25 protein-coding genes are annotated in these 21548 nt (G+C 66.0%); 14 read left to right on the top strand and 11 right to left on the bottom strand.

Going from position 1 to position 21548, the window contains the following annotated elements:
• The first annotated feature begins 86 nt into the window (after positions 1-86).
• The gene (locus M3B11_RS03895) at positions 87-320 is read left to right on the top strand and encodes a hypothetical protein (protein ID WP_259875453.1); all 234 of its coding nucleotides are present in this window, start codon (positions 87-89) and stop codon (positions 318-320) included.
• A gap of 70 nt (positions 321-390) precedes the next feature.
• Here M3B11_RS03895 and M3B11_RS03890 read toward each other — a convergent pair whose 3' ends face one another.
• Positions 391-1518 (bottom strand): aminotransferase class V-fold PLP-dependent enzyme, encoded by a 1128-nt coding sequence (locus M3B11_RS03890; protein ID WP_259875452.1) that lies wholly within the window; start codon positions 1516-1518, stop codon positions 391-393.
• Between the two features lie 161 nt (positions 1519-1679).
• Positions 1680-2126, bottom strand: a complete 447-nt coding sequence (locus tag M3B11_RS03885; RefSeq protein ID WP_259875451.1) for an N-acetylmuramoyl-L-alanine amidase — start codon at positions 2124-2126, stop codon at positions 1680-1682.
• Between the two features lie 866 nt (positions 2127-2992).
• On the opposite strand from M3B11_RS03885, the gene M3B11_RS03880 reads away from it, so the two are divergent.
• The 5 genes from M3B11_RS03880 (at position 2993) to M3B11_RS03860 (ending at position 7164) form a co-directional block, all read left to right on the top strand.
• A complete protein-coding gene (locus tag M3B11_RS03880) occupies positions 2993-4420 on the top strand; it encodes an LLM class flavin-dependent oxidoreductase (RefSeq protein ID WP_259875450.1) in 1428 nt (475 codons plus the stop codon).
• A 146-nt stretch (positions 4421-4566) separates the two neighbouring features.
• Positions 4567-5055: a multicopper oxidase family protein gene (locus M3B11_RS03875; protein WP_259875449.1), complete on the top strand. Its 489-nt coding sequence runs from the start codon at positions 4567-4569 to the stop codon at positions 5053-5055.
• Positions 5052-5369: a multicopper oxidase domain-containing protein gene (locus M3B11_RS03870; protein ID WP_259875448.1), complete on the top strand. Its 318-nt coding sequence runs from the start codon at positions 5052-5054 to the stop codon at positions 5367-5369. Before M3B11_RS03875 ends, M3B11_RS03870 begins: the two co-directional genes overlap by 4 nt.
• A gap of 117 nt (positions 5370-5486) precedes the next feature.
• Positions 5487-6824 (top strand): ammonium transporter, encoded by a 1338-nt coding sequence (locus M3B11_RS03865; RefSeq protein ID WP_259875447.1) that lies wholly within the window; start codon positions 5487-5489, stop codon positions 6822-6824.
• A 1-nt stretch (position 6825) separates the two neighbouring features.
• Positions 6826-7164, top strand: coding sequence for a P-II family nitrogen regulator (locus tag M3B11_RS03860; protein WP_259875446.1), 339 nt, complete (start codon positions 6826-6828; stop codon positions 7162-7164).
• A 38-nt stretch (positions 7165-7202) separates the two neighbouring features.
• Here M3B11_RS03860 and M3B11_RS03855 read toward each other — a convergent pair whose 3' ends face one another.
• A complete protein-coding gene (locus M3B11_RS03855) occupies positions 7203-7871 on the bottom strand; it encodes an XRE family transcriptional regulator (protein ID WP_259875445.1) in 669 nt (222 codons plus the stop codon).
• Between the two features lie 165 nt (positions 7872-8036).
• On the opposite strand from M3B11_RS03855, the gene gdhA reads away from it, so the two are divergent.
• Positions 8037-9194, top strand: a complete 1158-nt coding sequence (gene gdhA / locus M3B11_RS03850) for an NADP-specific glutamate dehydrogenase (protein WP_259875444.1) — start codon at positions 8037-8039, stop codon at positions 9192-9194.
• Here gdhA and M3B11_RS03845 read toward each other — a convergent pair.
• The 5 genes from M3B11_RS03845 to phnC form a co-directional block, all read right to left on the bottom strand.
• Positions 9136-9891 carry a GntR family transcriptional regulator gene (locus tag M3B11_RS03845; RefSeq protein ID WP_241182220.1) on the bottom strand — a complete coding sequence of 252 codons (756 nt, stop codon included), beginning with the start codon at positions 9889-9891 and terminating at the stop codon, positions 9136-9138. The genes gdhA and M3B11_RS03845 overlap by 59 nt on opposite strands.
• Positions 9888-10919, bottom strand: coding sequence for a phosphonate dehydrogenase (locus M3B11_RS03840; protein ID WP_165884059.1), 1032 nt, complete (start codon positions 10917-10919; stop codon positions 9888-9890). The genes M3B11_RS03845 and M3B11_RS03840 overlap by 4 nt, the downstream gene beginning before the upstream one ends.
• A 26-nt stretch (positions 10920-10945) precedes the next feature.
• Positions 10946-11758, bottom strand: coding sequence for a phosphonate ABC transporter, permease protein PhnE (gene phnE, locus M3B11_RS03835; protein ID WP_302052790.1), 813 nt, complete (start codon positions 11756-11758; stop codon positions 10946-10948).
• Positions 11759-11790: 32 nt separating this feature from the next.
• On the bottom strand, positions 11791-12687 hold the full coding sequence (gene phnD / locus M3B11_RS03830) for a phosphate/phosphite/phosphonate ABC transporter substrate-binding protein (protein ID WP_259875443.1): 897 nt from the start codon (positions 12685-12687) through the stop codon (positions 11791-11793).
• Between the two features lie 81 nt (positions 12688-12768).
• Entirely contained in the window at positions 12769-13566 is a 798-nt protein-coding gene (phnC, locus tag M3B11_RS03825) for a phosphonate ABC transporter ATP-binding protein (RefSeq protein WP_259875442.1), read from the bottom strand.
• A gap of 175 nt (positions 13567-13741) precedes the next feature.
• On the opposite strand from phnC, the gene M3B11_RS03820 reads away from it, so the two are divergent.
• Positions 13742-15004 (top strand): alpha-D-ribose 1-methylphosphonate 5-triphosphate diphosphatase, encoded by a 1263-nt coding sequence (locus M3B11_RS03820; RefSeq protein ID WP_050992891.1) that lies wholly within the window; start codon positions 13742-13744, stop codon positions 15002-15004.
• 383 nt (positions 15005-15387) lie between these two features.
• Here M3B11_RS03820 and M3B11_RS03815 read toward each other — a convergent pair whose 3' ends face one another.
• Both M3B11_RS03815 and M3B11_RS03810 read right to left on the bottom strand, forming a co-directional pair.
• The gene (locus M3B11_RS03815; protein WP_259875441.1) at positions 15388-15990 is read right to left on the bottom strand and encodes a cadmium resistance transporter; all 603 of its coding nucleotides are present in this window, start codon (positions 15988-15990) and stop codon (positions 15388-15390) included.
• The gene (locus tag M3B11_RS03810; RefSeq protein WP_259875440.1) at positions 15987-16346 is read right to left on the bottom strand and encodes a helix-turn-helix transcriptional regulator; all 360 of its coding nucleotides are present in this window, start codon (positions 16344-16346) and stop codon (positions 15987-15989) included. The genes M3B11_RS03815 and M3B11_RS03810 overlap by 4 nt, the downstream gene beginning before the upstream one ends.
• A 193-nt stretch (positions 16347-16539) precedes the next feature.
• Here M3B11_RS03810 and M3B11_RS03805 point away from each other — a divergent pair, with 193 nt between their 5' ends.
• From M3B11_RS03805 to M3B11_RS03790, 4 genes are all read left to right on the top strand, one after another.
• On the top strand, positions 16540-17136 hold the full coding sequence (locus M3B11_RS03805; protein WP_259875457.1) for a recombinase family protein: 597 nt from the start codon (positions 16540-16542) through the stop codon (positions 17134-17136).
• Between the two features lie 7 nt (positions 17137-17143).
• Positions 17144-18532, top strand: a complete 1389-nt coding sequence (locus M3B11_RS03800) for a Mu transposase C-terminal domain-containing protein (protein ID WP_259875439.1) — start codon at positions 17144-17146, stop codon at positions 18530-18532.
• Position 18533: 1 nt separating this feature from the next.
• Complete coding sequence (locus M3B11_RS03795; protein ID WP_259875438.1) at positions 18534-19349, top strand: AAA family ATPase; 816 nt, start codon at positions 18534-18536, stop codon at positions 19347-19349.
• A 180-nt stretch (positions 19350-19529) separates the two neighbouring features.
• The gene (locus tag M3B11_RS03790; RefSeq protein WP_259875437.1) at positions 19530-20117 is read left to right on the top strand and encodes a recombinase family protein; all 588 of its coding nucleotides are present in this window, start codon (positions 19530-19532) and stop codon (positions 20115-20117) included.
• 140 nt (positions 20118-20257) lie between these two features.
• Here M3B11_RS03790 and M3B11_RS03785 read toward each other — a convergent pair whose 3' ends face one another.
• A complete protein-coding gene (locus tag M3B11_RS03785; RefSeq protein WP_155799695.1) occupies positions 20258-20410 on the bottom strand; it encodes a hypothetical protein in 153 nt (50 codons plus the stop codon).
• Between the two features lie 235 nt (positions 20411-20645).
• Here M3B11_RS03785 and M3B11_RS03780 point away from each other — a divergent pair, with 235 nt between their 5' ends.
• Positions 20646-21155 (top strand): hypothetical protein, encoded by a 510-nt coding sequence (locus M3B11_RS03780; protein WP_259875436.1) that lies wholly within the window; start codon positions 20646-20648, stop codon positions 21153-21155.
• A 39-nt stretch (positions 21156-21194) separates the two neighbouring features.
• Complete coding sequence (locus M3B11_RS03775; RefSeq protein WP_259875435.1) at positions 21195-21422, top strand: hypothetical protein; 228 nt, start codon at positions 21195-21197, stop codon at positions 21420-21422.
• Positions 21423-21548 lie beyond the last annotated feature (126 nt).

Here is a 21548-nt window from a genome sequence, read left to right as displayed (position 1 = left end):
GCCGAGCCTGACATTCTTCGGACAGTCTGCCAGTGACCCATTCGGCACTGCCAGCAGCCCCCGCTGCCTCTTACAAGCGAACCCCCATGTTCGATCCCACGCTGGTGACCGGAATCGGTGCGATCCTCGCCGTCGTCTTCATCACCGGCATCATCGGTTTCATCATGTTCCGCCGCGCCTATCGCGTCGCCGCACCCAATGAGGCACTCGTCATCACCGGCCGCGCACCCACCCGCAGCAAGGGCGGGGACGTCGACCTCGAAAGCGGCACGCGCGTAGTGGTCGGCGGTCGCGCGATCGAGGCGGAGGAGCTGTCCTGATCTGAGGTCACCGAGTCGGTGACGCGCGGGGTGAGCAGCGAATCATCGCCGCCCGCTGAAGAGAGCTGTGTCAGCCGACCTGGTCGAGCGCAGTCTCCAGCTGCGCTGCCGCCGCGTCGACATCAGCCCACTTGTCAAGGCCGAACAAGCCGATGCGGAAAGTCTGGAAGTCCTCCGGCTCGTCGACCATGAGCGGGACCCCGCCGGCCACCTGCACGCCTGCCTGAGCAAACGCGGCCACCTCCTCGGCGGCGGGTCGCTTGGCCTGCACGACGACGACTGTCGGAGACTGCCAGCCCTCTGCAGCGACTGAGGAGTAGCCGCGGGAGCTGAAGAGCTGACGGACTCTGTCGCCGAGTTCGACCTGGCGCTCACGCAGCTGCGGCAGCCCGAATTCGACGGCCTCCTGCATGAGGGTGAGGTTATGGGTGATCGAGTCGGTCGGCATCGTGGCGTGGTAGCCGTGTTTGCCGGCGGCGTAGCCCTCGCAGATCGTCATCCACTTCTTCAGGTCGAGCGCGAAGCTGGAGCTCGTGGTGCCCTCGATCGCGGTGCGGGCGCGCTCACTGAGCATGATGTAGCCGGCGCACGGAGTACCACTCCAGCCCTTCTGCGGGGCCGAGAGCAGAATGTCGACGCCGATGTCGTCCATATCGACCCACAGCGGGCCGGAGGCGACGCAGTCGAGGACGAACAGGCCGCCCACCTCGTGTACGGCGTCTGCGATCTGGCGCATGTAGTCATCGCTGAGCAGCACGCCCGAGGCGGTCTCGACGTGCGGGGCGAGAACGAGCTCGGTGCGCTGGCGGCGGATGGTCTCGACGACCTCGTCGATGGGGGGAGGAGCGAATCCTGCGTCGACATCGCCGCCGGCCGGGCGGGCCTTGAGCACCTCGTGTTCGGCCGGGATCTGGCCGGTGTCGAGGATCTGCGACCAGCGGTAGGAGAACTGGCCGTTGCGCACGATGAGGCAGCGCTTGCCGCCGGCGAACTGGCGGGCGACCGATTCCATTCCGTAGGAGCCGCCGCCGGGGACGAGCACCGCGGTCTTGGCGTTGTAGGTGCTGCGCAGGATCGACAGCGTCTCCTCCATGACGGAGACGAAGCGGGCGGACATGTGGTTGAGGGAGCGGTCTGTGAAGACGACGGAGTACTCCAGTAGGCCGCCGGGATCAATATCGCTGTGTGGAAGTTTCATACCATGATCTTAGCCCCGCACGCGCATTCGTGAGATCCGGGTCACACAGTGTAAGGACAGGGCGCCGCCCAGCGCAGTGAGGCTGGGCGGCGCCGGGGCGGGGATGCGATTGTGGTGGCAGGTATTCGAGGGTGATCAGGGCCCGCTCCTGCGGGTGAGGCTCAGACTGCGGCGGCGACCGCGGTCTTGATGCGCTCGAAGTCGACGGTACCCGGACATGAGGTGGCGACAACGGAGCTGTGTGGGATGAGCGCGACGTGCGGGTCAAGTCCGTAATCGCGGCAGATGCGCGCACACAGTGCGATCGAGGTGTTGTAGGTGAACTCGTCGGGGGCACGGTTCTGGTCTGCGGAGTGCTCGATGCCGATGCTGCGCTGGTTCATGCCGAAGCTGCCGGCATGCCAGGCGGTGTCGCCTTCGCTCACGTACTGATGCAGGGCTCCTTCGCCGATGCCGTAGTGGGCGCTGACCTGGGAGGCGGGGTCCTTGAAGGTGGCATCCGCGGCGGCGAGGGTGCCGACGATGTAGTGGATGACGATCCGGTCGATGCCGGAGCCTCCACGACCCTGGTTGAAGTTCGGGCTGCCGATCCAGATGGGTTCTGCCATAACTCAGCCCTCCAATCCGCGGCCGAGCGCGCAGCCGAGGCGGTTAGCCGGATTCGAGGCCTCACCACCATCGGCGTCGGAGGTGCGGAAGCCGGCGGCTTCGGTCATGGGCCAGTTTTCGGCAGCGTGGCCGGGCGCGGCACTGAGCAGTACTGCGGATCCGAGAACTGCTGCGCCGGATGCGAACAATGAGCGGCGGGATATCGTATTCGTGTCCATGCACACGACGTTAGAGACGTCGAGATTGCCCTACAATCCCGCGTTGGTGCTACGACGATCGTTGTATCTACGGCGTTTCTGACGGTTTAACCTGGGCGACTGACCATCCAGTCAGCTCGCATGGCTGTCAATAGAGGGAAGGAATTCAGTCGCATTATCCATTCGATCCGACGCTGGCCGGAAATCGACCCGTCTCCGGCTGTCCGATTCGTTTTGCACAAGAGACTTCCAGCGAAAGTTGCGTGCCCATCTGGAACTCGAAGAAGGCAAGCGAAAGAGTCGTTCGCAGCGACCGCGCCCACTATCGATCCCGATAAGTACCCGTACAAAGTCCCGAGCAACCGTAACTCGACGTCGAAGCAGCTGGAACGAGTAATGATGTTTCAAAGGGAACACCTCATGTACCCTCCAGTAGAGCATTAAACACCCTGATCGGGGTCCGGTCGAGGACGTATGCATCGGAGACTACAACCTGTGACAGACCCCTTCCTCGGAGCTCAGTCACGGCCCGTCGTACTTCGGGATTCCAATGCACGTCCTCGTGACGTGGGCGTCTCTGCCAGTGGGGCAAAGGGCGAGACGACGGGCGGGGCGGCGACCGAGTCCGCCGGCCAGGAGCAAGACGCCGCGCGCGAGGCGGTGCGCGCATGACGAAGCAGATCCGGTTCAACGCGTTCGATATGAACTGCGTCGCCCACCAGTCACCCGGCCTGTGGCGGTATCCGGGCGACCGAGCATGGCAGTACAAGGATCTCGAGTACTGGCAGGACCTGGCCCGGATCGCCGAGCGCGGACTTTTCGACGCGATCTTCATCGCGGACGTGCTGGGGACCTACGACGTGTTCGGCGGCAATGACCTCGCCGCGATCCGCCAGGGCGCCCAGGTGCCGGTCAACGACCCCGTCCAGCTCGCGGCAATCGGGGCGGCCGTCACGGAGCACGTGGGCTTCGGGATCACGGCCGGCACCGCGTTCGAGCATCCCGTGCCGTTCGCGCGCCGACTCTCCACCCTCGACCACCTCACGAAGGGGCGCGTGGGCTGGAACATCGTGACCGGCTACCTGCCGTCCGCCGCCCGCAACTTCGGACAGGCGGACCAGCTGGCGCACGACGCCCGCTACGACCACGCGGATGAGTACCTCGAGGTGATCTACAAGCTGCTCGAGGGATCATGGGAGGACGACGCGGTCGTCCGCGACACCGCCACAGGCGTGTTCGCGATCCCGGAGAAGGTACACCACATCGGACACCACGGGACGCACTTCGACGTCCCCGGCATCCACCTGTCCGAGCCCTCGCCGCAGCGCACCCCGGTCGTGTTCCAGGCGGGTGCCTCTCCGCGCGGAGTCGCGTTCGCCGCTCAGAACGCGGAGGCCATCTTCATCGGCGGTCCCACGCGCGATGCGGCGAAGAGCACGGTCGCGCGGATCCGGAAGGCGCTGGTCGAGGCGGGCCGCGACCCGTACGACGCGAAGATCTACCTGCTGAGCTCCATCATCACGGACGAGACGGCCGCCGGCGCTCGCGCGAAGTACGAGGACCTCCTCTCGTACGCGAGCGTCGAGGGCACGCAGGTGTTCTTCTCCGGGTGGCTGGGCGTCGACCTGTCGACCTACGACCTCGACGAGCCGCTGGGGAACGTGCAGTCGAACGCGATCCAATCCGCGCTCGAGGCGTTCCAGGGCGAGAACGCGGACGGGCGGACGTGGACCGTGCGCGACATCGTCAAACTGGGCGGCGTGGGCGGACAGGGCCAGAACTTCATCGGCTCGCCGGCGGAGATCACGGACACCCTCACGGACATCGTCGAGTACACGGACGTCGACGGCTTCAACCTGGCCTATGCGACGACGCCGGGGACCTTCGAGGACGTGGCCGACCTCGTCGTACCGGAGTTGCAGCGCCGGGGCGTCTACCAGGAGGAGTACACACCCGGCACGCTGCGCCACAAGCTCTTCGGCGCAGGCGATCGGCTGCCGGACCACCACCGCGGCGCCCAGTACCGGGTGGGCGGACCACTCTCGACGATCGACGATCACACCGACACGGGGAGGCCGATTCCCGCGGTGATCTGATCCCGACCGCTCGTGCTCGCCCGGCTCGACTGGCTCGCTCCGGCCCGGCGAGCGCGAGCGACCACCGCGCACATCGCCTCCGGGCGCACACGGTCGTCGCCTGCGGAGGGACGCGCCGCGACCCGCCGCCTCCCTACCGTCGAGGCATGCCCCCTCTCGCACGCACCCACCTCTCCGCGACCCTCTGGTACCACCCGCACCCGCACGGCGAGATGGAGGAGCAGGTGCTCAAGGGGTTCGCTGGCCTCGTGCTGGTCGACGACGAGGACAGTGCCGCGACCGGGCTGCCGCACGAGTACGGTGTCGACGACGTGCCGCTCGTCCTCCAGCACAAGCTCCGCGACCGCGACGGTCGCATCATCCGCACGGAGGGCGACAACGCGCTGGGCACGGTGGGGCGCACGCTGCTGGCCGACGGCCTCGCGGGGGCGGAGTTCGCGGTGACGACCACGGAGGTCCGCCTGCGCCTGCTCAACGGCAGCGCCGCCCGGTTCCTGGACCTGCGCTTCGCCGATGACCGGCCGTTCCTGCTGGTGGGGACCGATGGTGGTCTGCTGGAGTCACCGGGCGAGCGCGCCGAGGTCGTGGTCCGGTTCGCGGCCGGCGGCTGGGTGATGCGGAGCTGTGGGAGGTGACGACCCCGGACGTCTTCCCGCACAACGTCCACGTCCACGATGTGCAGTTCCGCATCCTCGACGTCGACGGTGGGGACCCGCCGGTGTGGCTGCGGGGCTGGAAGGACACGGTTCCTCTCCACCCGGGGAGACCCGTGCGACTCCTCATGCGGTTCGAGGACTGCGCGAGCGCGAGCGTGCCGTACATGGTGCACTGCCATCTGCTGCAGCACGAGGACTCCGGGATGATGGGCCAATTCCTCGTGACGGAGGACGGGACGGGATCGGAGACGATCACCGCTCCGCCGGATCCGGGCGGTCACGCCTCTCACTGAAGACGACACTAACAGATTACATGCGCACCCATCAGTTGCGCAGTCGGTAAACTCTCAGTTACGCTCTGCCCATGCCAGTAGCAGACTGGCTGGAAGAAACCTTGTAAGGAGGGTGCGATGAATGCTGCAGAGATCTCAGCAGGCGACACCGCGTGGGTGCTCGCCAGTGCAGCGCTCGTGCTGTTGATGACGCTGGGCCTGTCGTTCTTCTACGGCGGGATGGTGCGTGCCAAGAGCGTGCTGAACATGGTGATGATGTCCGTCGTGACGATGGGGATCGTGGGCGTCCTCTGGGTGCTGTTCGGGTTCTCCATGGTGTTCGGCGAATCGTTCGGCGGCCTGGTGGGCAACCCTCTGGACTTCGCGGGCCTCTCCGCCCTCATGGGACCGGACGCCGTCGTGGGCACCGTGCCGGCCCTCGCCTTCGTGGGCTTCCAAGCGGCGTTCGCGATCATCGCGGTCGCGCTGGTCAGTGGTGCGGTCGCGGACCGCATGAAGTTCTCCGCATGGGTCGCCTTCGCAGCCGCGTGGGCCGTCCTCGTGTACTTCCCGGCGGCCCACTGGGTCTTCGCCGGTGACGGCGTCGTCTCCGAGAACGGCGGATTCATCGTGAACGCCCTGGGTGCGGTCGACTTCGCCGGCGGCACCGCGATCCACATCAACGCGGGTGCGGCCGCCCTCGTCCTCGCCGTCATCCTGGGACCGCGGATCGGCCTGGGCTCGACGCCCATGCGTCCCCACAACCTCCCCCTCGTCATGCTGGGCGCCGGCCTCCTCTGGTTCGGCTGGTTCGGGTTCAACTCCGGCTCGGCACTGGCCGCAGACCCCGTCGCAGCCCACGCCTGGGTCACGACCCTCGCGGCGCCGGCCGCCGGTATGCTCGCGTGGCTGATCGTCGAAAGGATCCGCGACGGACGCCCCACCTCCCTGGGTGCGGCCTCGGGCATCGTCGCCGGACTCGTGGGCATCACGCCCGCGGCCGCCGCGGTCAGCCCCATGGGCGCCCTGGCGATCGGTGCCCTGTCCGGCGTGGGCTCGGCCCTGGCGATCGGACTGAAGAACAAGCTGGGCTACGACGACTCCCTCGACGTCGTGGGTGTCCACCTGGTCGCGGGTCTCATCGGCACCCTGGCGATCGGCTTCCTCGCGGACCCGGCCGCGCCCGCCGAGGCGCGGGGCCTGCTGTACGGCGGCGGGTTCGAACTGCTGGCCATCGAGGCGGTGAGCTCGCTGGCGGTGCTGATCTACAGCCTCGTCATGACGACGATCATCGCCCTGATCCTCAAGGCGCTCATGGGCGGACTGCGGGTGAGCGCGCGAGAAGAGTCGTCCGGCATCGACGTGGCCGCCCACGCGGAGTCCGGATACGACTACTCGCAGACTCCGCTCACCGCACGCGGCGTCACCCGCAGCGTCGTGATCCCGGCACCGGCACCCGCACAGGAGGTGAACTGACATGCGGCTCATCACTGCAATCCTGCAGCCCGGAACACTGGAGGGCGTCCAGATAGCGCTGGCGCAGCACGGCATCAACGGCATGACCGTGAGCGACTGCACGGGCTACGGCCGGCAGGCCGGTCACACGGAGGTCTACCGCGGATCCGAGGTCACGATCGACTTCATCGGCAAGATGCGGCTGGAGATCCTCGTGACGGACGCGGAGGCCGGCCCCGTCATCGACGTCATCGCCCAGTCCGCGCGGACGGGCGAGGTGGGCGACGGCAAGATCTGGTCGACTCCGGTCGAGGAGGTCATCCGGATCCGCACCGGCGACCGCGGCGACGCCGCGCTGTAGCGGACATCGGCTCAGGGGACGACATCCGGACGTGTGGGTCAGTCGACGCCGTGCGGGTCCGAGGGGCGCTCCTCGGAGACGTTGACGGACAGGAAGCGCACGGGAGCCTGCACGATGCGGGCGGGGCCATGGATGCCCTCCGCGTCGAAGAGGATCCCGTCCCCCGTCTCCATGCGGAACGTCGTCTCCTGATGCCGATAGTCCATCTCGCCCTCGACGACGTAGACGAACTCCGACCCCATGTGCTGGAACAGGGGGAACGGCTGGCTCTCCTCCGTGAGGGTGACGAGCAGGGACTCGAAGAGGCCGTGGTGTCGGATGACCTGGCCCAGCAGCTGATAGCGGTGCCCCAGGTTGCTGGCGCGCCGCACGGTCTCCGGCGCCTGGCCGGCCTTCGAGAAGACGACCTGCGTCTCATAGTCCGCAGCGCGGAACAGGCTGGTGACCGGGATGTCCAGCGCCTTCGCCAGGGCATCGACGGTCGCCAGACTGGCCGACGTCTGCGCATTCTCGATCTTCGACAGCATCTGCCGACTCACACCCACTCGGCTCGCCAGCTCCGACAGCGTGAAGCCGCGGGCATGCCGCATCTGCCGGGTCGTCTCCGCGATCGACTGCTCGAGGGACTTGGGCGGCGGCGACATCGGCCGCCCGCCCTCGACCTGCGGGCTCAGCTCGTGCCCGGGCGGCTCGTTGTTCTCAACCACAGTTCCACACCTTCAGAAGACTCCGGGCCGCACGGGCCCACGGTTCGCACTCGGTCCAACCCACCCCGGATCCGATTCCTCCCTCGGAACGGATCTCGTAGTGAGATCGCGGGACCGGTCACGACGGGCGTCCACTGATTCTAGACGGCTCCACCCGCACGATCGGTGCACCCCGCAGGCCTCCAGGCCATTTACGACACCGTGCTGCAGCGCAATCAGGGCGAGCCCGAGTTCCACCAGGCCGTCCGTGAGGTCTTCGAGTCGCTCGAGACGCTGCGCGGTCGTCATCCCGAATACGAGGCGCACGGAATCCTGATGCGCCTGTGCGAGCCGGAGCGCCAGCTGATCTTCCGCGTGCCGTGGGTCGACGACGAGGGGACGGTCCGCATCAACCGCGGGTTCCGCGTCGAGTACAACTCCGCACTGGGCCCCTACAAGGGCGGCCTGCGCTTCCACCCGTCGGTCAACCTGGGCATCGTCAGGTTCCTGGGCTTCGAGCAGATCTTCAAGAACTCGCTGACCGGCCTGCCGATCGGCGGCGGCAAGGGCGGGTCGGACTTCGACCCGCACGGTCGCTCGGACGGCGAGATCATGCGCTTCTGCCAGTCGTTCATGACGGAGCTGCACCGCCACATCGGCGAGTACACCGATGTCCCCGCCGGCGACATCGGTGTGGGCTCGCGCGAGATCGGCTACCTGTTCGGCCAGTACAAGCGCCTCACCAACAGGTATGAGGCCGGCGTCCTCACGGGCAAGGGCCTCGACTGGGGCGGCTCTCTGGTCCGCACGGAGGCGACCGGCTACGGCGCGGCCATCTTCGCGAACGAGATGCTGCGGGCGCGCGAGGCGTCCTTCGACGGTCGTCGAGTGGGCGTGTCCGGCTCCGGGAACGTCGCGATCTACGCGATCGAGAAGACGCAGCAGTTGGGCGGCATCCCGATCACGGCCTCGGACTCCAGCGGCTACGTGGTCGACGAGCAGGGTATCGACCTCGATCTGCTGCGCCAGATCAAGGAGGTCGAGCGCGGCCGCATCCACGAGTACGCGGAGCGCCGCGGCGGCGGTGCCCGCTTCGTGAAGGACGGCAGCGTGTGGGATGTCCCCGTCGACATCGCGCTGCCCAGCGCCACGCAGAACGAGCTGGACGAGAAGGACGCGAAGACCCTCGCCTCGAACGGCGTCAAGGTCGTCGCCGAGGGCTGGCCTGCAGGGCGCGCTGACGGTGGGTCAGGGTTCGCCTGCGGAAAGGCCTACGCTGGCGGACTCATGTGTCGAAGTCGATCTCGATGCGGAATACGTCGGCCCTCAGCCACGAGACCGTGAGCTCCACCGGCTGGTGGTCTCGTGCTGCGGCATCTGTCCGTGAGCGGATCGAGATGACCGGCGGTCGGCCGCTCAGCCCGAGGTGCTCGGCGACCTCGGGCGGTGCGGGATCGATGGCCACGCCGAACCATCCGCGAACCGGTCGGAGCCCGTAGTGATCATCCAGGGTCTCGTACAGCGAGGCGAACGGGTCGAGAACCTGGGGCAGGTCCGGCACCAGCTGCGTGTCGAAGAAGGACTCGGCGAAGCCGACCAGCTCGTTGTCGATGTACCGGTCACGCGAGAGCGCCAGCACCTGCCGCCTCGGTCCCATCCTCATTCGCCGGCGCACCTCGGGCGACGGAGTCTCGAGTCGCCATTCTGTGGTCCGGACGTCAGGTGTGAGTCCCGCATTGCGGACGCTCTGGCTCCATGACGGCGGATGGCAGCGGCTGATCGTGTAGTCGACCCGACGGGAGACGTACGTGCCGCTGCCCTGCCGTCGCCGCACCAGGTAGCGCCTCTCCAATTCCGCCAACGCCGCCCGCGCGGTCAGTCGGCTGACACCGAGCTGACCGGCGAGCGCGTCTTCCGACGGAAGCCGGGTACCGACCGGGTGATCTGCGATCTGCTCGGCGAGAGCGTCTGCCGCGGCCAAATACACCGGGACCCGAGGTGAGGGCTGCTTCGACGTCACGTGGTTGATGGAACTGATCATATCGCAGGCGTCGGAACGGGAGATGCGGTGCGCTGGGGACGGTTGACAGCGCCGTCGGGCACCTCGCCGGCAAGCGCCTGCAGGATAGCCTTGGCAGCATGTTCCTCAATCGCGAGCCTCGCGGAGGCCACAGCGGACCCGAGGTGCGGAGTAAAGAGAGTGCGGTCCTGCATCGCCCGGAGCTCCTCTGGCACGTCCCGAGGTCGGTCCGGGCGCGAGAGGTCCTCGAACTCGAACACGTCCGAGGCGAATCCGCCGAGGTGTCCGCGACGTAGCAGCTCAGCCACGGCGACCTCGTCCACTACGGAGCCGCGACCGACGTTGACGAGCAGTGACCCCGGACGCATGGATTCCAGTCGGGGCCGGTCGAGCAGGTGCAGGGTGTTCACATCTAGCGGTGCGCAGACCACTACTGCATCGGTGCGCGCCAGCAGCTCCGACAGCTCCACACGCTCCATCTGCAGATCTTCCTCACCGGACACCGGCGAGGGATCGCAGTAGAGCAGATTCGCCTCGAACCCGCTGAGCAGTCGCGCCACTGCCCGGCCGAGCCTTCCCGCGCCCACGAGGCCGATTGTCGAGCCCACGAGCGTGCTTCCATAGAGCGTCGGTCGCCATCCTGCGAGGCGGGCCCGCACCGCGCGGTCTCCTACCGCGATGTTGCGCGCGAGTCCGATGAGCAGACCGACGGCGAGCTCAGCCGTGGGTTCGGTGAGGAGGTCCTCTACCCGCGTCAGCCAGATCCCGCGCTCGGTGCACGCGTCGGCATCGATGTTGTCGTGGCCCTTGAGAGCGCCGGCGACCACCTGCAGGCGCGGACAGGCGTCGAGGAACTCCGCGGTGATTCGATCCGGCATGAACGCCATGAGGGCGTCCGCGTCCGCTGCCCTTCGTCGCAGCTCCGAGGCGGGCAGGCTGCTGTCGCTCTGGTTCGCGATCACCTCGCAGGTGTCAGTGAGCATCTGAAGGATCAGGGGATGCACCCGGTGGGTGAGGACCACCACCGGGCGGTGGCGGGTCTCCGTCATATGCGCATCCATCGGATGTTTGTCTGTCATTGGAACCTCTTCCGCAACGCTCCGCCGAGGGCGTCGACCAGGGTGACTGTGGCTAGGATGACGAGCAGGATTGCGGCGACCTCGTCGTACTGGAGGGTGCGGAGGGCAGCGATCAGTTCGAAACCGATACCGCCGGCTCCGACGACGCCCACGACCACCGAGGCCCGGAAGTTGAGCTCCCAGCGGTAAACGGTCGTGTCAGCCATTTGCGGCAGAACCTGCGGCAGGATGCCGTGCAGGATCACCTGCGCCGGGCCGGCACCAGTCGCGCGGGCGGCCTCGACAGGCGCGTGATCGGCATGCTCGATCGCCTCGGCGAAGAACTTGCCCACCATCCCCGCGGAGTGGATCCCCAGCGCCAGCGCTCCGGGCAGAGCGCCGAAGCCGACGGCCGCCACGAAGACGATGGCCAGGATCAGCTCCGGCACGGAGCGCAGCACGTTGAGGATGAGCCGGGCGACCCAGTAGACAGCCGGATGCGGCGCGGTGTTGCGCGCACCGCACAATGCCAGCGGAACGGAGAGCAGCACCGCCAGTGCGGTGGCGGCGATGCTCATCGTCATCGAGTCCCACAGCGGGCCCCACCAGCTGTTGAGGTTGGTGAAGTCCGGGACCCACATCTCGCTCAGCAGGTCGGCGATGTCCGTCAGTCCGGTGATCATGCGGGCGCCGTCGAGCATCCCGACGACCCACGAGCTCACCAGCACGGTGACGAGGACGAGTCCGGTGACAGCGACCGAGCGCCTCCAGCCGGACCGTGCCTTGTCGGAGATCCGCAGGTAGTCCTGCTCTCGCCGCTCGTCCACCAGGCCGACGGTGCTCGCGCTTTCCGTGCTGGTGCTCACTGGTAGTCCTCAAGGTCGATGTCGAGCAGAGGTGCGAGCTCGCGCACCGCGTCATAGTCCGCGTCGGTGACCTCTTCGAACCCGGCGGCGTCGAACGGTTCGAGCACCGCCGGGTCCTCGAGGTCCAGGAACGTTCTCCGCAGCTTCTCCTTCAGGTCTTCGGGGAGGTCTGACTGCATGGTCCACGGATAGTTGGCGTAAGGCTCGGACTCCTGGACCTTGACGACCGTCGTGGGGTCGATGAGTCCCTCTTCGGCCATGCGCTCATAGATGGGCAGGCTCATGCCCCCCGCATCCGCATTGCCGTTCTGGACCGTCAGGGCCACCGCATCGTGAGAGTCGACGTGCTGCTCTTCATAATCGCCGTGGTCAACTCGCAGGTCCGCGCCTTCGGCGAGCATGGCCTTGGGGATCAGATGGCTCGACGTGCTCGCCTGGTCGCCCCACGCGACAGTCTTGCCGGCGACATCGTCGAGGGATTCGATTCCGGACTCGCTGTTGGCGATGAAGACCGACTGGTAGGTGGGGTCCTCGCCCTCGACTTCCTGCAGTGCGGCGAAGGGTTCAATGTCGGCCTTCTCCTGCGCGAGGACGTATGACAGCGGGCCGAAGTAGCCGAGTTCGAGGCGGCCGCGGGCCATCGCCTCGATCATCGAGGAGTAGTCGGTCGTCACCACGAGCTCGACCTCCAGCCCCAGCTGCTCCTCGAGGTGACTCTTGAGTGGTTCATTGTTCTTGATGATCTCCGAGGCATTCTCATCGGGAAGCAGCGCAACCCGAAGGGTTTCGGGGGCGGCGCTTGCCTCGGAGGCGGCAGTGCAGCCGGAGAGGAGAAGGGCAGAAGCCGTCAGGGCTGCTGTTGCGGCTGCGGTGAGGCGGGGGCGTCCAAGCACGGTGATTCACTCCTGTTTCAGTTGATCGAGGGCGATCGGGTGGGTCGATTTTCAGGTGACGGGTGGGTGCGGAGACTGGGGTCAGGGAGGCTCGATCACGAGTCGGTCGTCGACGGGACGGGAGGCATCCTGAGCCTGCGGCTCGTCGCGTGCGTCTTCGTAGATCACGCGGAGGTCATCGTCGTCGACTTCGTCTGCGGGACCGTCGTAAACGATCCGGCCATGGGCGAGGCCGACGATGCGGTCGGCGTGCTCGAGCGCGAGGTCGACCTGATGAAGGCTGGCGACGAGAGTGATGCCGCTCTCCTGGCAGACGCGGCGCAGCAGCTCCATGACGCGACGTGCGGTAGCGGGATCGAGGCTGGCCACGGGTTCATCGGCAAGGATCAGATCCGGTTGCTGGGCGAGTGCGCGGGCGATCCCCACACGCTGCTGCATGCCGCCGCTGAGGTTGTCGACTCGGGTGAGGGCCTTGTCCAGCAGTCCGACACGGTCGAGCGCCTCCAGGGCGATGCGCTCGTCGGCGCGGCCGAACGGCAGGAGGCTGCGCCAGAAGCTGTAATATCCGACCCGGCCGAGCAGCACATTCCGCAGCGCTGTGTAACGCGGGATGAGCTGGTGGTGCTGGAACACCATCCCGGTGCGCCGGCGATGCCGTCGAAGGTCGCCGCGCGTTTCGAGCGACGGCACGCCGTCCGCTCGCACGCCTCCCGTGCTCGGCTTCACGAGCAAATTCATGCACCGCAGCAGCGTGGACTTGCCAGCTCCCGACGGGCCGAGGAGCACGGTCACTCTCCCGGCCTCGATCGAGAGGTCCGTGGGTCCCAAAGCCTGCACGCCGCCCTTATAGGTCTTACTGACGTCGACGAGTTCGATCATGTCAAGTCCTCTATATGACTCCTGGTTGCCTCCGCAAAGGTATAGAGGATTTGTGAACTCCAAGGGGGGTGCTGGACAACGGTGTGTGAATCAAGGACGAACAGGGCATTCTTGTGGGCAGCCGTTCATGAGGCGTCCACATGAGGGTCAAGACCGGATGGAAGGCTGTCTGGCCATGACATCCTTCACCTCGGACCGCCCAGTCTCCGATCTCGTGATCGGCCACGCCACAGCAGTGCTGCCCAACGGGGTGATCGACGACGCCCGGGTGGTCGTCCGCAGCGGTCGAATCGCTCACGTCGGGCCGCATCCACGTGGCACTGCCTGTGACCTGGATGCTCGCGGCGCACACGTGCTGCCCGGGCTCGTCGACGTCCACAGCGATGTGCTGTCGCGAGATATCCGTCCACGGCCCGGTGTCGTTCTCGATCCCTCCTTCGCGGTTGCGTCTGCGGGTGCCCGGCTTCGTGCGGCAGGCATCACTACCGCGTTCCACGGCCTGGCCTTCCAGGAACGGTCGATCGTGGGAAGACCGATCGATTCTCCCGCAGCGTCCGAACTCTCGGGAGCACTCCGTCGCACTGACGACACTCAAGTCGATCATCAGGTTCTGCACCGGCTCGATGTGCGCTGCGAATACGGACTTGCGCTGCTCACGAAGGAGTTGGAGTCATCGGAATCGGCACCTCAGGACGAGATGTGTGCACTGCATCCACAGGGGCCGAACGATGGTGATTCGTGTCTTCCGGGTGGACGAGTGCCCGTCGTGTCGCACGAAGACCACACGCCGGGGCAGGGACAGTTCGCCGACCCAGCGAAAATGCAGAAGTGGCTGGTTGACAGCGATCGAATGAGTGACGACGACGCTGCTGATCATGTGGAATGGTGGCGCAGCAGTCGTGACGAGCGCCTTGCTGTGCGTGACCGTACTCTGTCGTGGTTGGAGGGCTTGGTCCGGGCAGGTTCCATTCGACTTTTCGCCCACGACCTCGCGACACCGGAGGAGGTGTCGGCGGCTGCCGACCGTGGCTGTAGTGTGGCGGAGTTCCCGACAACAGTCGCGGCTGCCCGTGCGGCCCGGGATCACGGGATGCTCATCGTCGCGGGGGCACCGAACATCGTCCGGGGAAGATCTCACACCGGCAACGTACCGGCATCCGAACTCGCATCTGCGGGCCTGATCGACGCGTTGGCTAGCGACTACATCCCCACATCGATGCTTCCGGGCGCACTGCGACTAGTGCGTGATGGAATTGCAACGCTTCCCCAGGCGGTGCGGCTCGTGACTTCCGGTGCAGCCGCCTGTGTGGGTCTTGACGACCGTGGCTCTCTGACCGAAGGACATCGAGCCGACCTGATCCTCGCCGACCTCACCAAGAGGTGGCCCTCCACTCTCTCCCTCACAAGAGGAGTTCTTATTGGTGGGCGACCAAGATGAGAGGATCAGCTGATCTCTGAGGTGGAGCAAGCTCACCCGCAGGGAAAGAGTGGGGGAGGGTGCAAAACGCGAGACGAGTCGTTCCATGTTGCTGTCTCATAGGGGGCTGTTCTGCGTCGGCCTACCGACCAACCTGCGCGTAACGCCGCACTCATTCAGACGAACTGCACGATGTTGCCGTTCATCAGAAACCACCGTATCTGCAACACGGTCTTCTGCGACGGCCGCGACGTTGTGGCTTCGTTCGCTTGGTGGCGGGGTTTTTGCAGCGCTCCGTGGCGGTCTTGTTGCCGCGATCACGCAGGACTGGCTGCGGGCAGGTGTCGCGGTCTGAACCGAGATGGGTGCGCCCGGTCGGGGCCGTTTGGATCGCTGCCGCTACGTCAGAGTCCGAAGGCTCCGCCGCTGACGAGGATCACGATGCCGAGGCCGATGAGAACGATGGGGAAGAGGATGTGCTCCCAGCGTTCGAGCACTTCGGCGATCGGGGGGCGGGTGGCGACGAACTTCGCCAGGACTACCAGGACCGCGACGAGCGCGAGGAAGACGATGCAGTAGGCGACCACTGCGAGAGGTTCCACGCTGAGGAAGACAGGGGTGTAGACGCCGATGTTGTCGCCGCCGTTGGCAAGGGTGACGCCTGCGACTGTCCACACGCCGACCTTCTTGCCGGCAACCTTGGCCTCGTCGTCATCGTCGTCATCGTCTCCGCGCCAGGCCTGCCATGCGGCCCAGAGGCCGAGGCCCAGAGGGATGAGACCGAAGTACGGGATGGCTGCCGAGGGCAGGAATGCTCCGGCACCGATGGTCACCAGGACCGCGGCACCGAGGATGCCGGCGAACCCGAGGTACTGCCCGGCCAGAATACGGGCGGTAGTGCCGCGCTGGCCTGCCCCTCGAGCGAAGAAGAGGGAGAGCACGATGATGTCGTCGATGTTGGTCGCTACGAACAGGCCCATCGCCTGCAAGACCGAGGTGAGGATCATGCGCCCTCCCCAGCTGCGTCGCATCCGGGAAGCGAGCAGGCGGGATCGATGCACGGGGCGTCTTCGTCCACTGCCAGGGTGGCATCGACCAGTGCCGTCAGCGCCTGCGCCAGGTGCGAATCGGCGATCACATATCGTGTCCGACGACCCTCGGGCTCGGAGACGACGATCCCGCAATCGCGCAGGCATGCCAGGTGGTTGGACACGTTCGGGCGTGTCAGGTCCAGATCTCGGGCCAGTTCCGCCGGGTAAGCGGGATGGTCGAGCAGGGTCAAGATGATCCGGGATCGAGTGGGGTCGGCCAGTGCACGACCCAGGCGGTTCATCACGTCGAGACGCGAAGCAATAGTCAGCATGGACTGAACTATACAGCAGGCACTGAACACTCGGTCACAGGCGTCAGCCCAGATCGCATGCCCGTAAGGGGAACCCCCACCGGACACACCGAGCTCCGACCTGGAAGTGCGGTCACCCGCCGAAGGAGACGTTCCGTAAGACCCGTCCGATGAACTGTCCGGTGGCGGGGCCTTATGTGACACACTGGTGGACATGTCCCCGTTGAAGGTTGGCTATGCCCGTGTCTCCACCGACGAACAGGACCTCACCGCACAGCGGGACGGTCTCGCCGCCCTTGGTGTCGAGTCCAAGCGCATCTATGTCGACCACGGGCTCACCGGCCGCAATGCCGACCGGGACGGGTTGCGGCAGGCGCTGGCAGCGTGTCGTGACGGTGACACCTTTGTGGTCACCAAGCTGGATCGGCTGGCACGGTCTGTGCGTGATGCCCATCAGATCGCTGATGACCTCGCGGCACGGGAAGTGAAGCTGAGCATCGCCGGGTCGGTGTACGATCCGACCGACCCGATGGGCAAACTGTTGTTCAATGTGCTGGCGATGGTCGCCGAGTTCGAAGCCGACCTTATCCGCGCCCGAACTCGGGAGGGCATGAAGGTTGCCAGAAGCAAGGGCCGGCTGCGCGGGAAGTCTCCAAAGCTCAATCCCCGCCAGGAGGCTCACCTCGTCCAGCTGCACGCCGCCAACGAGCACACCATCGGCGAGCTAGCCGAGCTGTTCAGCGTGGGCCGCTCCACGGTCTACCGCGCGCTCGAACGCGCCAGGCGCAGCCGCGAGAATGCCGTGCAGTAGGTATGTGATGGACGCTCAGCAGCGGTGGCGGATTCTTCGGCTCCACGTCGAGGACGACGTACCGCTGGCGCGCCTCGCCCGCGAGACCAGCGTCGGGCTGCGCACTTTGGAGCGCTGGCACGCCCGCTACCGCGCCGACGGCTACGCCGGACTGGAGAGGAAGCCACGCACGGACGCAGGCACTCATCGCCTCTCCGGCGAGGTCATCCGCGTAATTGAGGGCCTCGCGCTGACCAAGCCTCGGCCCACGATTGCCACGATCCATCGCAAGGTCACCGCAATCTGCGAGAGCCGGGGATGGCCGGTCCCGTCCTACGCGGTGGTATGGGGCATCGTGCGCGCTCTGGATCCCGGCATGGTCACCCTCGCCCTGGAAGGTGCGACGTCCTACCGCAACAAGCACGAGCTGGTGCTACGTCGGCAGGCGGCCTGCCCCAACGCGATGTGGCAGGCCGATCACACCATGCTCGACATTCTGGTGGTCGGCACCGACGGCAAGCCTGCGCGACCGTGGCTCACGACCATCCTCGATGACTACTCCCGGGCGATCTGCGGTTATACCGTCTTCCTGGGTGCACCCTCGGCGATGAACACCGCGCTGGCGTTACGGCAGGCGATCTGGCACAAGACCGATCCGGCCTGGCCGATGTGCGGTCTGCCGGACCTGCTCTACGTCGATCATGGCACTGATTTCATCAGCGGTCAGCTCGCCCATACTGCCCTCGACCTCCATATCCGACTGATCCACTCCACGGTTGCCCGCCCTCAAGGTCGCGGCAAGATCGAGCGCTTCTTCGGCACCGTCAACACCGAGCTACTCTCTGGGCTGCCGGGATACTTGGCCCCGGGACAGCCAAGGCCGATGCCGCAACTGTCGTTGGCAGAACTCGACTCCGCCGTCGAGGGCTTCGTGTCCACCTACAACGACCGCACACACAGCGAGCTGGGTATCTCCCCGCGCGGCGCGTGGATCGCCGAGGGCTGGCTGCCACGCCTGCCGGACAGCCTGAGAGCTCTCGACGGGCTGCTGCTGACGGTGGTTAAAACTCGCGTCGTACACCGCGATGGCATCCGCTTCCAGGGACTGCGCTACGTCTCCCCGACGCTGGCCGGCTACGTGGGGCGGTCGGTCGTGATCCGCTATGACCCGCGCGACATCACCGAGATCCGCGTCTTCGACCACGACGAGTTCGTCTGTAAAGCCGTCAACCAGGAGCATCACGACGCGAAGGTCAGCCTGAAAGAGATCCAAGCTGCGCGTAACGCCCGCCGCCGGGCGCTACGGGCCAGCATCAATGAACGCATCGCCACCGTACCAACGCACACCGCTGAGAAGCTGCCGGCGACTCGGGAGCCTTCGCCAAAGCCAGCGCTGAAGGTCTACAAGGAGGACTGATGTGAGCCAGCGCTTCATCGTGACCAAGGAGCACCGCCGCTTCACCGAGTTCGCCGACGCCGTACGCCGCGGGCAGACTATCGGCCTGTGTTTCGGACCGGCAGGGGTCGGCAAGACGCTCTCTGCCCGCCGCTATGCACACTACGAAAAAGCACACGCGCTACTGACTTACTGGGGGCCGCGCGCCGACAGCGACGCCAAGATCTACGCTGCCCTGGCCAGGAGCCGCACCGTGTTCTATACCCCCAGCGTGCTGACTACTCCGCGGAACCTGAAGGACGAGCTCAACCAGGCCATCACTCGCACAAACATCTGCATCGAGCAGCACCTCGAGCCACCCGGTCACGACGCGCACACGCGGGGCTGGCGGCACGGCAAGAACTACGTGGAGTTGATCATCGTCGATGAAGCCGAACGACTCCGACCCGCCGCACTGGAACTGCTGCGCGATCGCTACGATCGCGACGACATCGCCCTGATCCTGATCGGCATGCCTGGGCTAGAGAAGCAGTTCAGCCACTACCCCCAGTTCTACAGCCGGGTCGGCTTCGCCCACCAATACCGTCCCCTGGGCCAGGACGAGCTGCTGTTCGTTCTGCAAAGACATTGGCGCTCCCTCGGCAAGTCCCTCGACCCCGAGGACTTCACCGATGCCCAAGCCATCGCCGCCATCGCTCGTGTCACCCGCGGCAACTTCCGGCTGCTTGAACGCCTCTTCCCCCAAATTCAGCGCGTACTCAGGATCAACGAACTCGACACCATCACCAACGACGTCATCGAAGCCGCCCAGAGCACTCTGGTCATCGGAGTCACCTAACCCGCCACTGAGTCTATGAAGAACCCCGCCGTTTAGCGCACAAAGTCACAGCGACGTGCTGCCACCGACCTCATCTGTCGCAAAACCCCGTCTCACATCCCAGATGCCGCTGGCTATGAGTTCTGCGACGAACCGGAGTCTCGTACAGTGGCAGCAACGACGGTGCGGGAGGTGCAATCGGTGACAGGCACAGTATTCGGCTACGCGCGGGTGTCCTCACGCGCCCAGAATCTTGACTCCCAAAGCGCCCAGCTCGAAGCTGCCGGCTGCCAGCGCATCTTCAGCGACATCATCACCGGCGCTTCCCGCGTTCGGCCAGGAATGGATGACCTTCTCTCCCATCTGCGCCCCGGTGACGAACTTGTCGCCACGAAGCTCGATCGTCTCGGCCGCTCCATTGTCGGCATCCACGAGCTGTTAGCCGACCTCGCCGACCGAGGTGTCACGGTGCGCACTCTCGATGGCCTGACCACCGACCCCAGCCAGCCCGGCGGGAAGATTCTCGTCGCCGTCATGGCGGCAGTTGCCGAAGTCGAACGCGATCTCATCCGCGAACGCACCCGCCGCGGATTAGAAGCCGCCCGGTCCCGCGGGCGCACCGGTGGCAGACCGCAAGCACTGACCACCTCTCAGCAGCGCAGCATCGTCGCACTCATCGAATCCGGCCAATCGAGCCCGACCACTGCCGCCGAAGATTTCGGCGTCTCGCGCGCGACGGTCTACCGCGTCCTCAGACGGCTGCGGAACAAGGTGGACTCAGACACCTAGCCAGGCGTCCCGGCAGCGCTACCGGCCACAGTCGCGTATTATTGCTGGCGTCCAGACGGTCCGGCGGCTGGACGCCGCTCATCCTCAGCGACGACGGAGACGAGGGCATCGACTACGACGAGGACTGATGGCGAAAGCCGTCATTTGCCCTTAATGACTCGCCGGCACGCTTCAGCGACCTGCTCAGAGGTCTGAGGGCCTCCCGTCTGCTCGTGGATGCGCTCCTGGATACGGCGCAGACGCTCGGCTCGTTCCTCGCGTTCTGTGGCGTTTTCAGCAGTGTCGTCGCTCATACGGCTAAGCTTACCGGCAGAAACTGCCCCCATCGAGAGTGCTCTCGGTGGGGGCAGATGGCATCGTCATTAGGTCAGGCAGGTGCCGTCTCCTGGCTCTTCAGCATGGTGATCGCGGCGGCCACCAGCTTGTCGGCAGCGCGCACTTCTTACCGCCCGTGCTAGATGTGTTTCCGTGCCGGAACTCCACGCGCGCAAACCGACTCACCCCTGTCGCCCCGCACACATACGGGGCATGAACACCATCAACCGCGTCCCCGCCGGAGTGCCTGCCGGTGGACAGTTCTCCGAAGGCCACAAGGCCGAAGCCGCAACCACGACCCTTGTCCAGCCTTCCAGACCTCAAACTCCGATGTGGCATGACCAGCCTCTGTTCGCCCAGCAGCACGAACTGCGCAAGCGGTGTCACGAAAAGCTCAACGTCGATGCTGCCCGAGCTCTGGAGCGCGTCCACCCTGAAGCCGCCTTCCTCACCCTATCCCGTGATGACGACGATGACGACGGCGTGCGCATCCACTCCATCCGGGATGACCAGAATCGCGAGGTCGATTCGCCGACACTCGATGCTCTGCACAGCTGGTCGGCTCGCAGCGACCAGCACCCCGAGGTCGATCCGGAGCTGCTCACCTGCTTCGAAAACATCGAATCTGGCACCCGGTGGAGTTTCGCCGACGACCGCTACTTCTACAACGAAGATGTCTCCGACGAAACGTCGGTCACTGCCCTGGATGTCGACCTCAAGTAAGCGCGGCGTGATGGGATCACGCCTGCCGCCTACCCCACCGTGCCGGGTGCGCCGCTGCATGAGCAGGTCACCACTGCCGGCGGGCGCTCCTGGCGGCCCTGCCGCAGCGTCGACGATGACAACCCCGGCTACGACCGGACCCGGGTCGAGGTGCTGACCGAGAAGCCTGGCCCTCGCACGATCGTCTACATCGGCGACGACCCGGATGCCCAGAGGGCGGTTGCCTACGCCGAGTCCGAGGCTCGACGGGATGGAGAGCTGGAGTGAACCCCCTCAGCCGAGTTCCTGCTGGCGTGCCGGCCGGCGGCCAGTTCGCCGAAGGGCAGCGTGCCGAAGCCGAGAGCACGTCGTTGACCGACCGGCGAAGCAAGCTGCCGAGCAATATCAGCGGCT

Source organism: Brevibacterium sp. p3-SID960, assembly GCF_025144725.1.
Taxonomy (GTDB): domain Bacteria; phylum Actinomycetota; class Actinomycetes; order Actinomycetales; family Brevibacteriaceae; genus Brevibacterium.
Note: the sequence above shows the minus strand (reverse complement) of the source record. Positions and strands in the feature narration are given on the sequence as shown.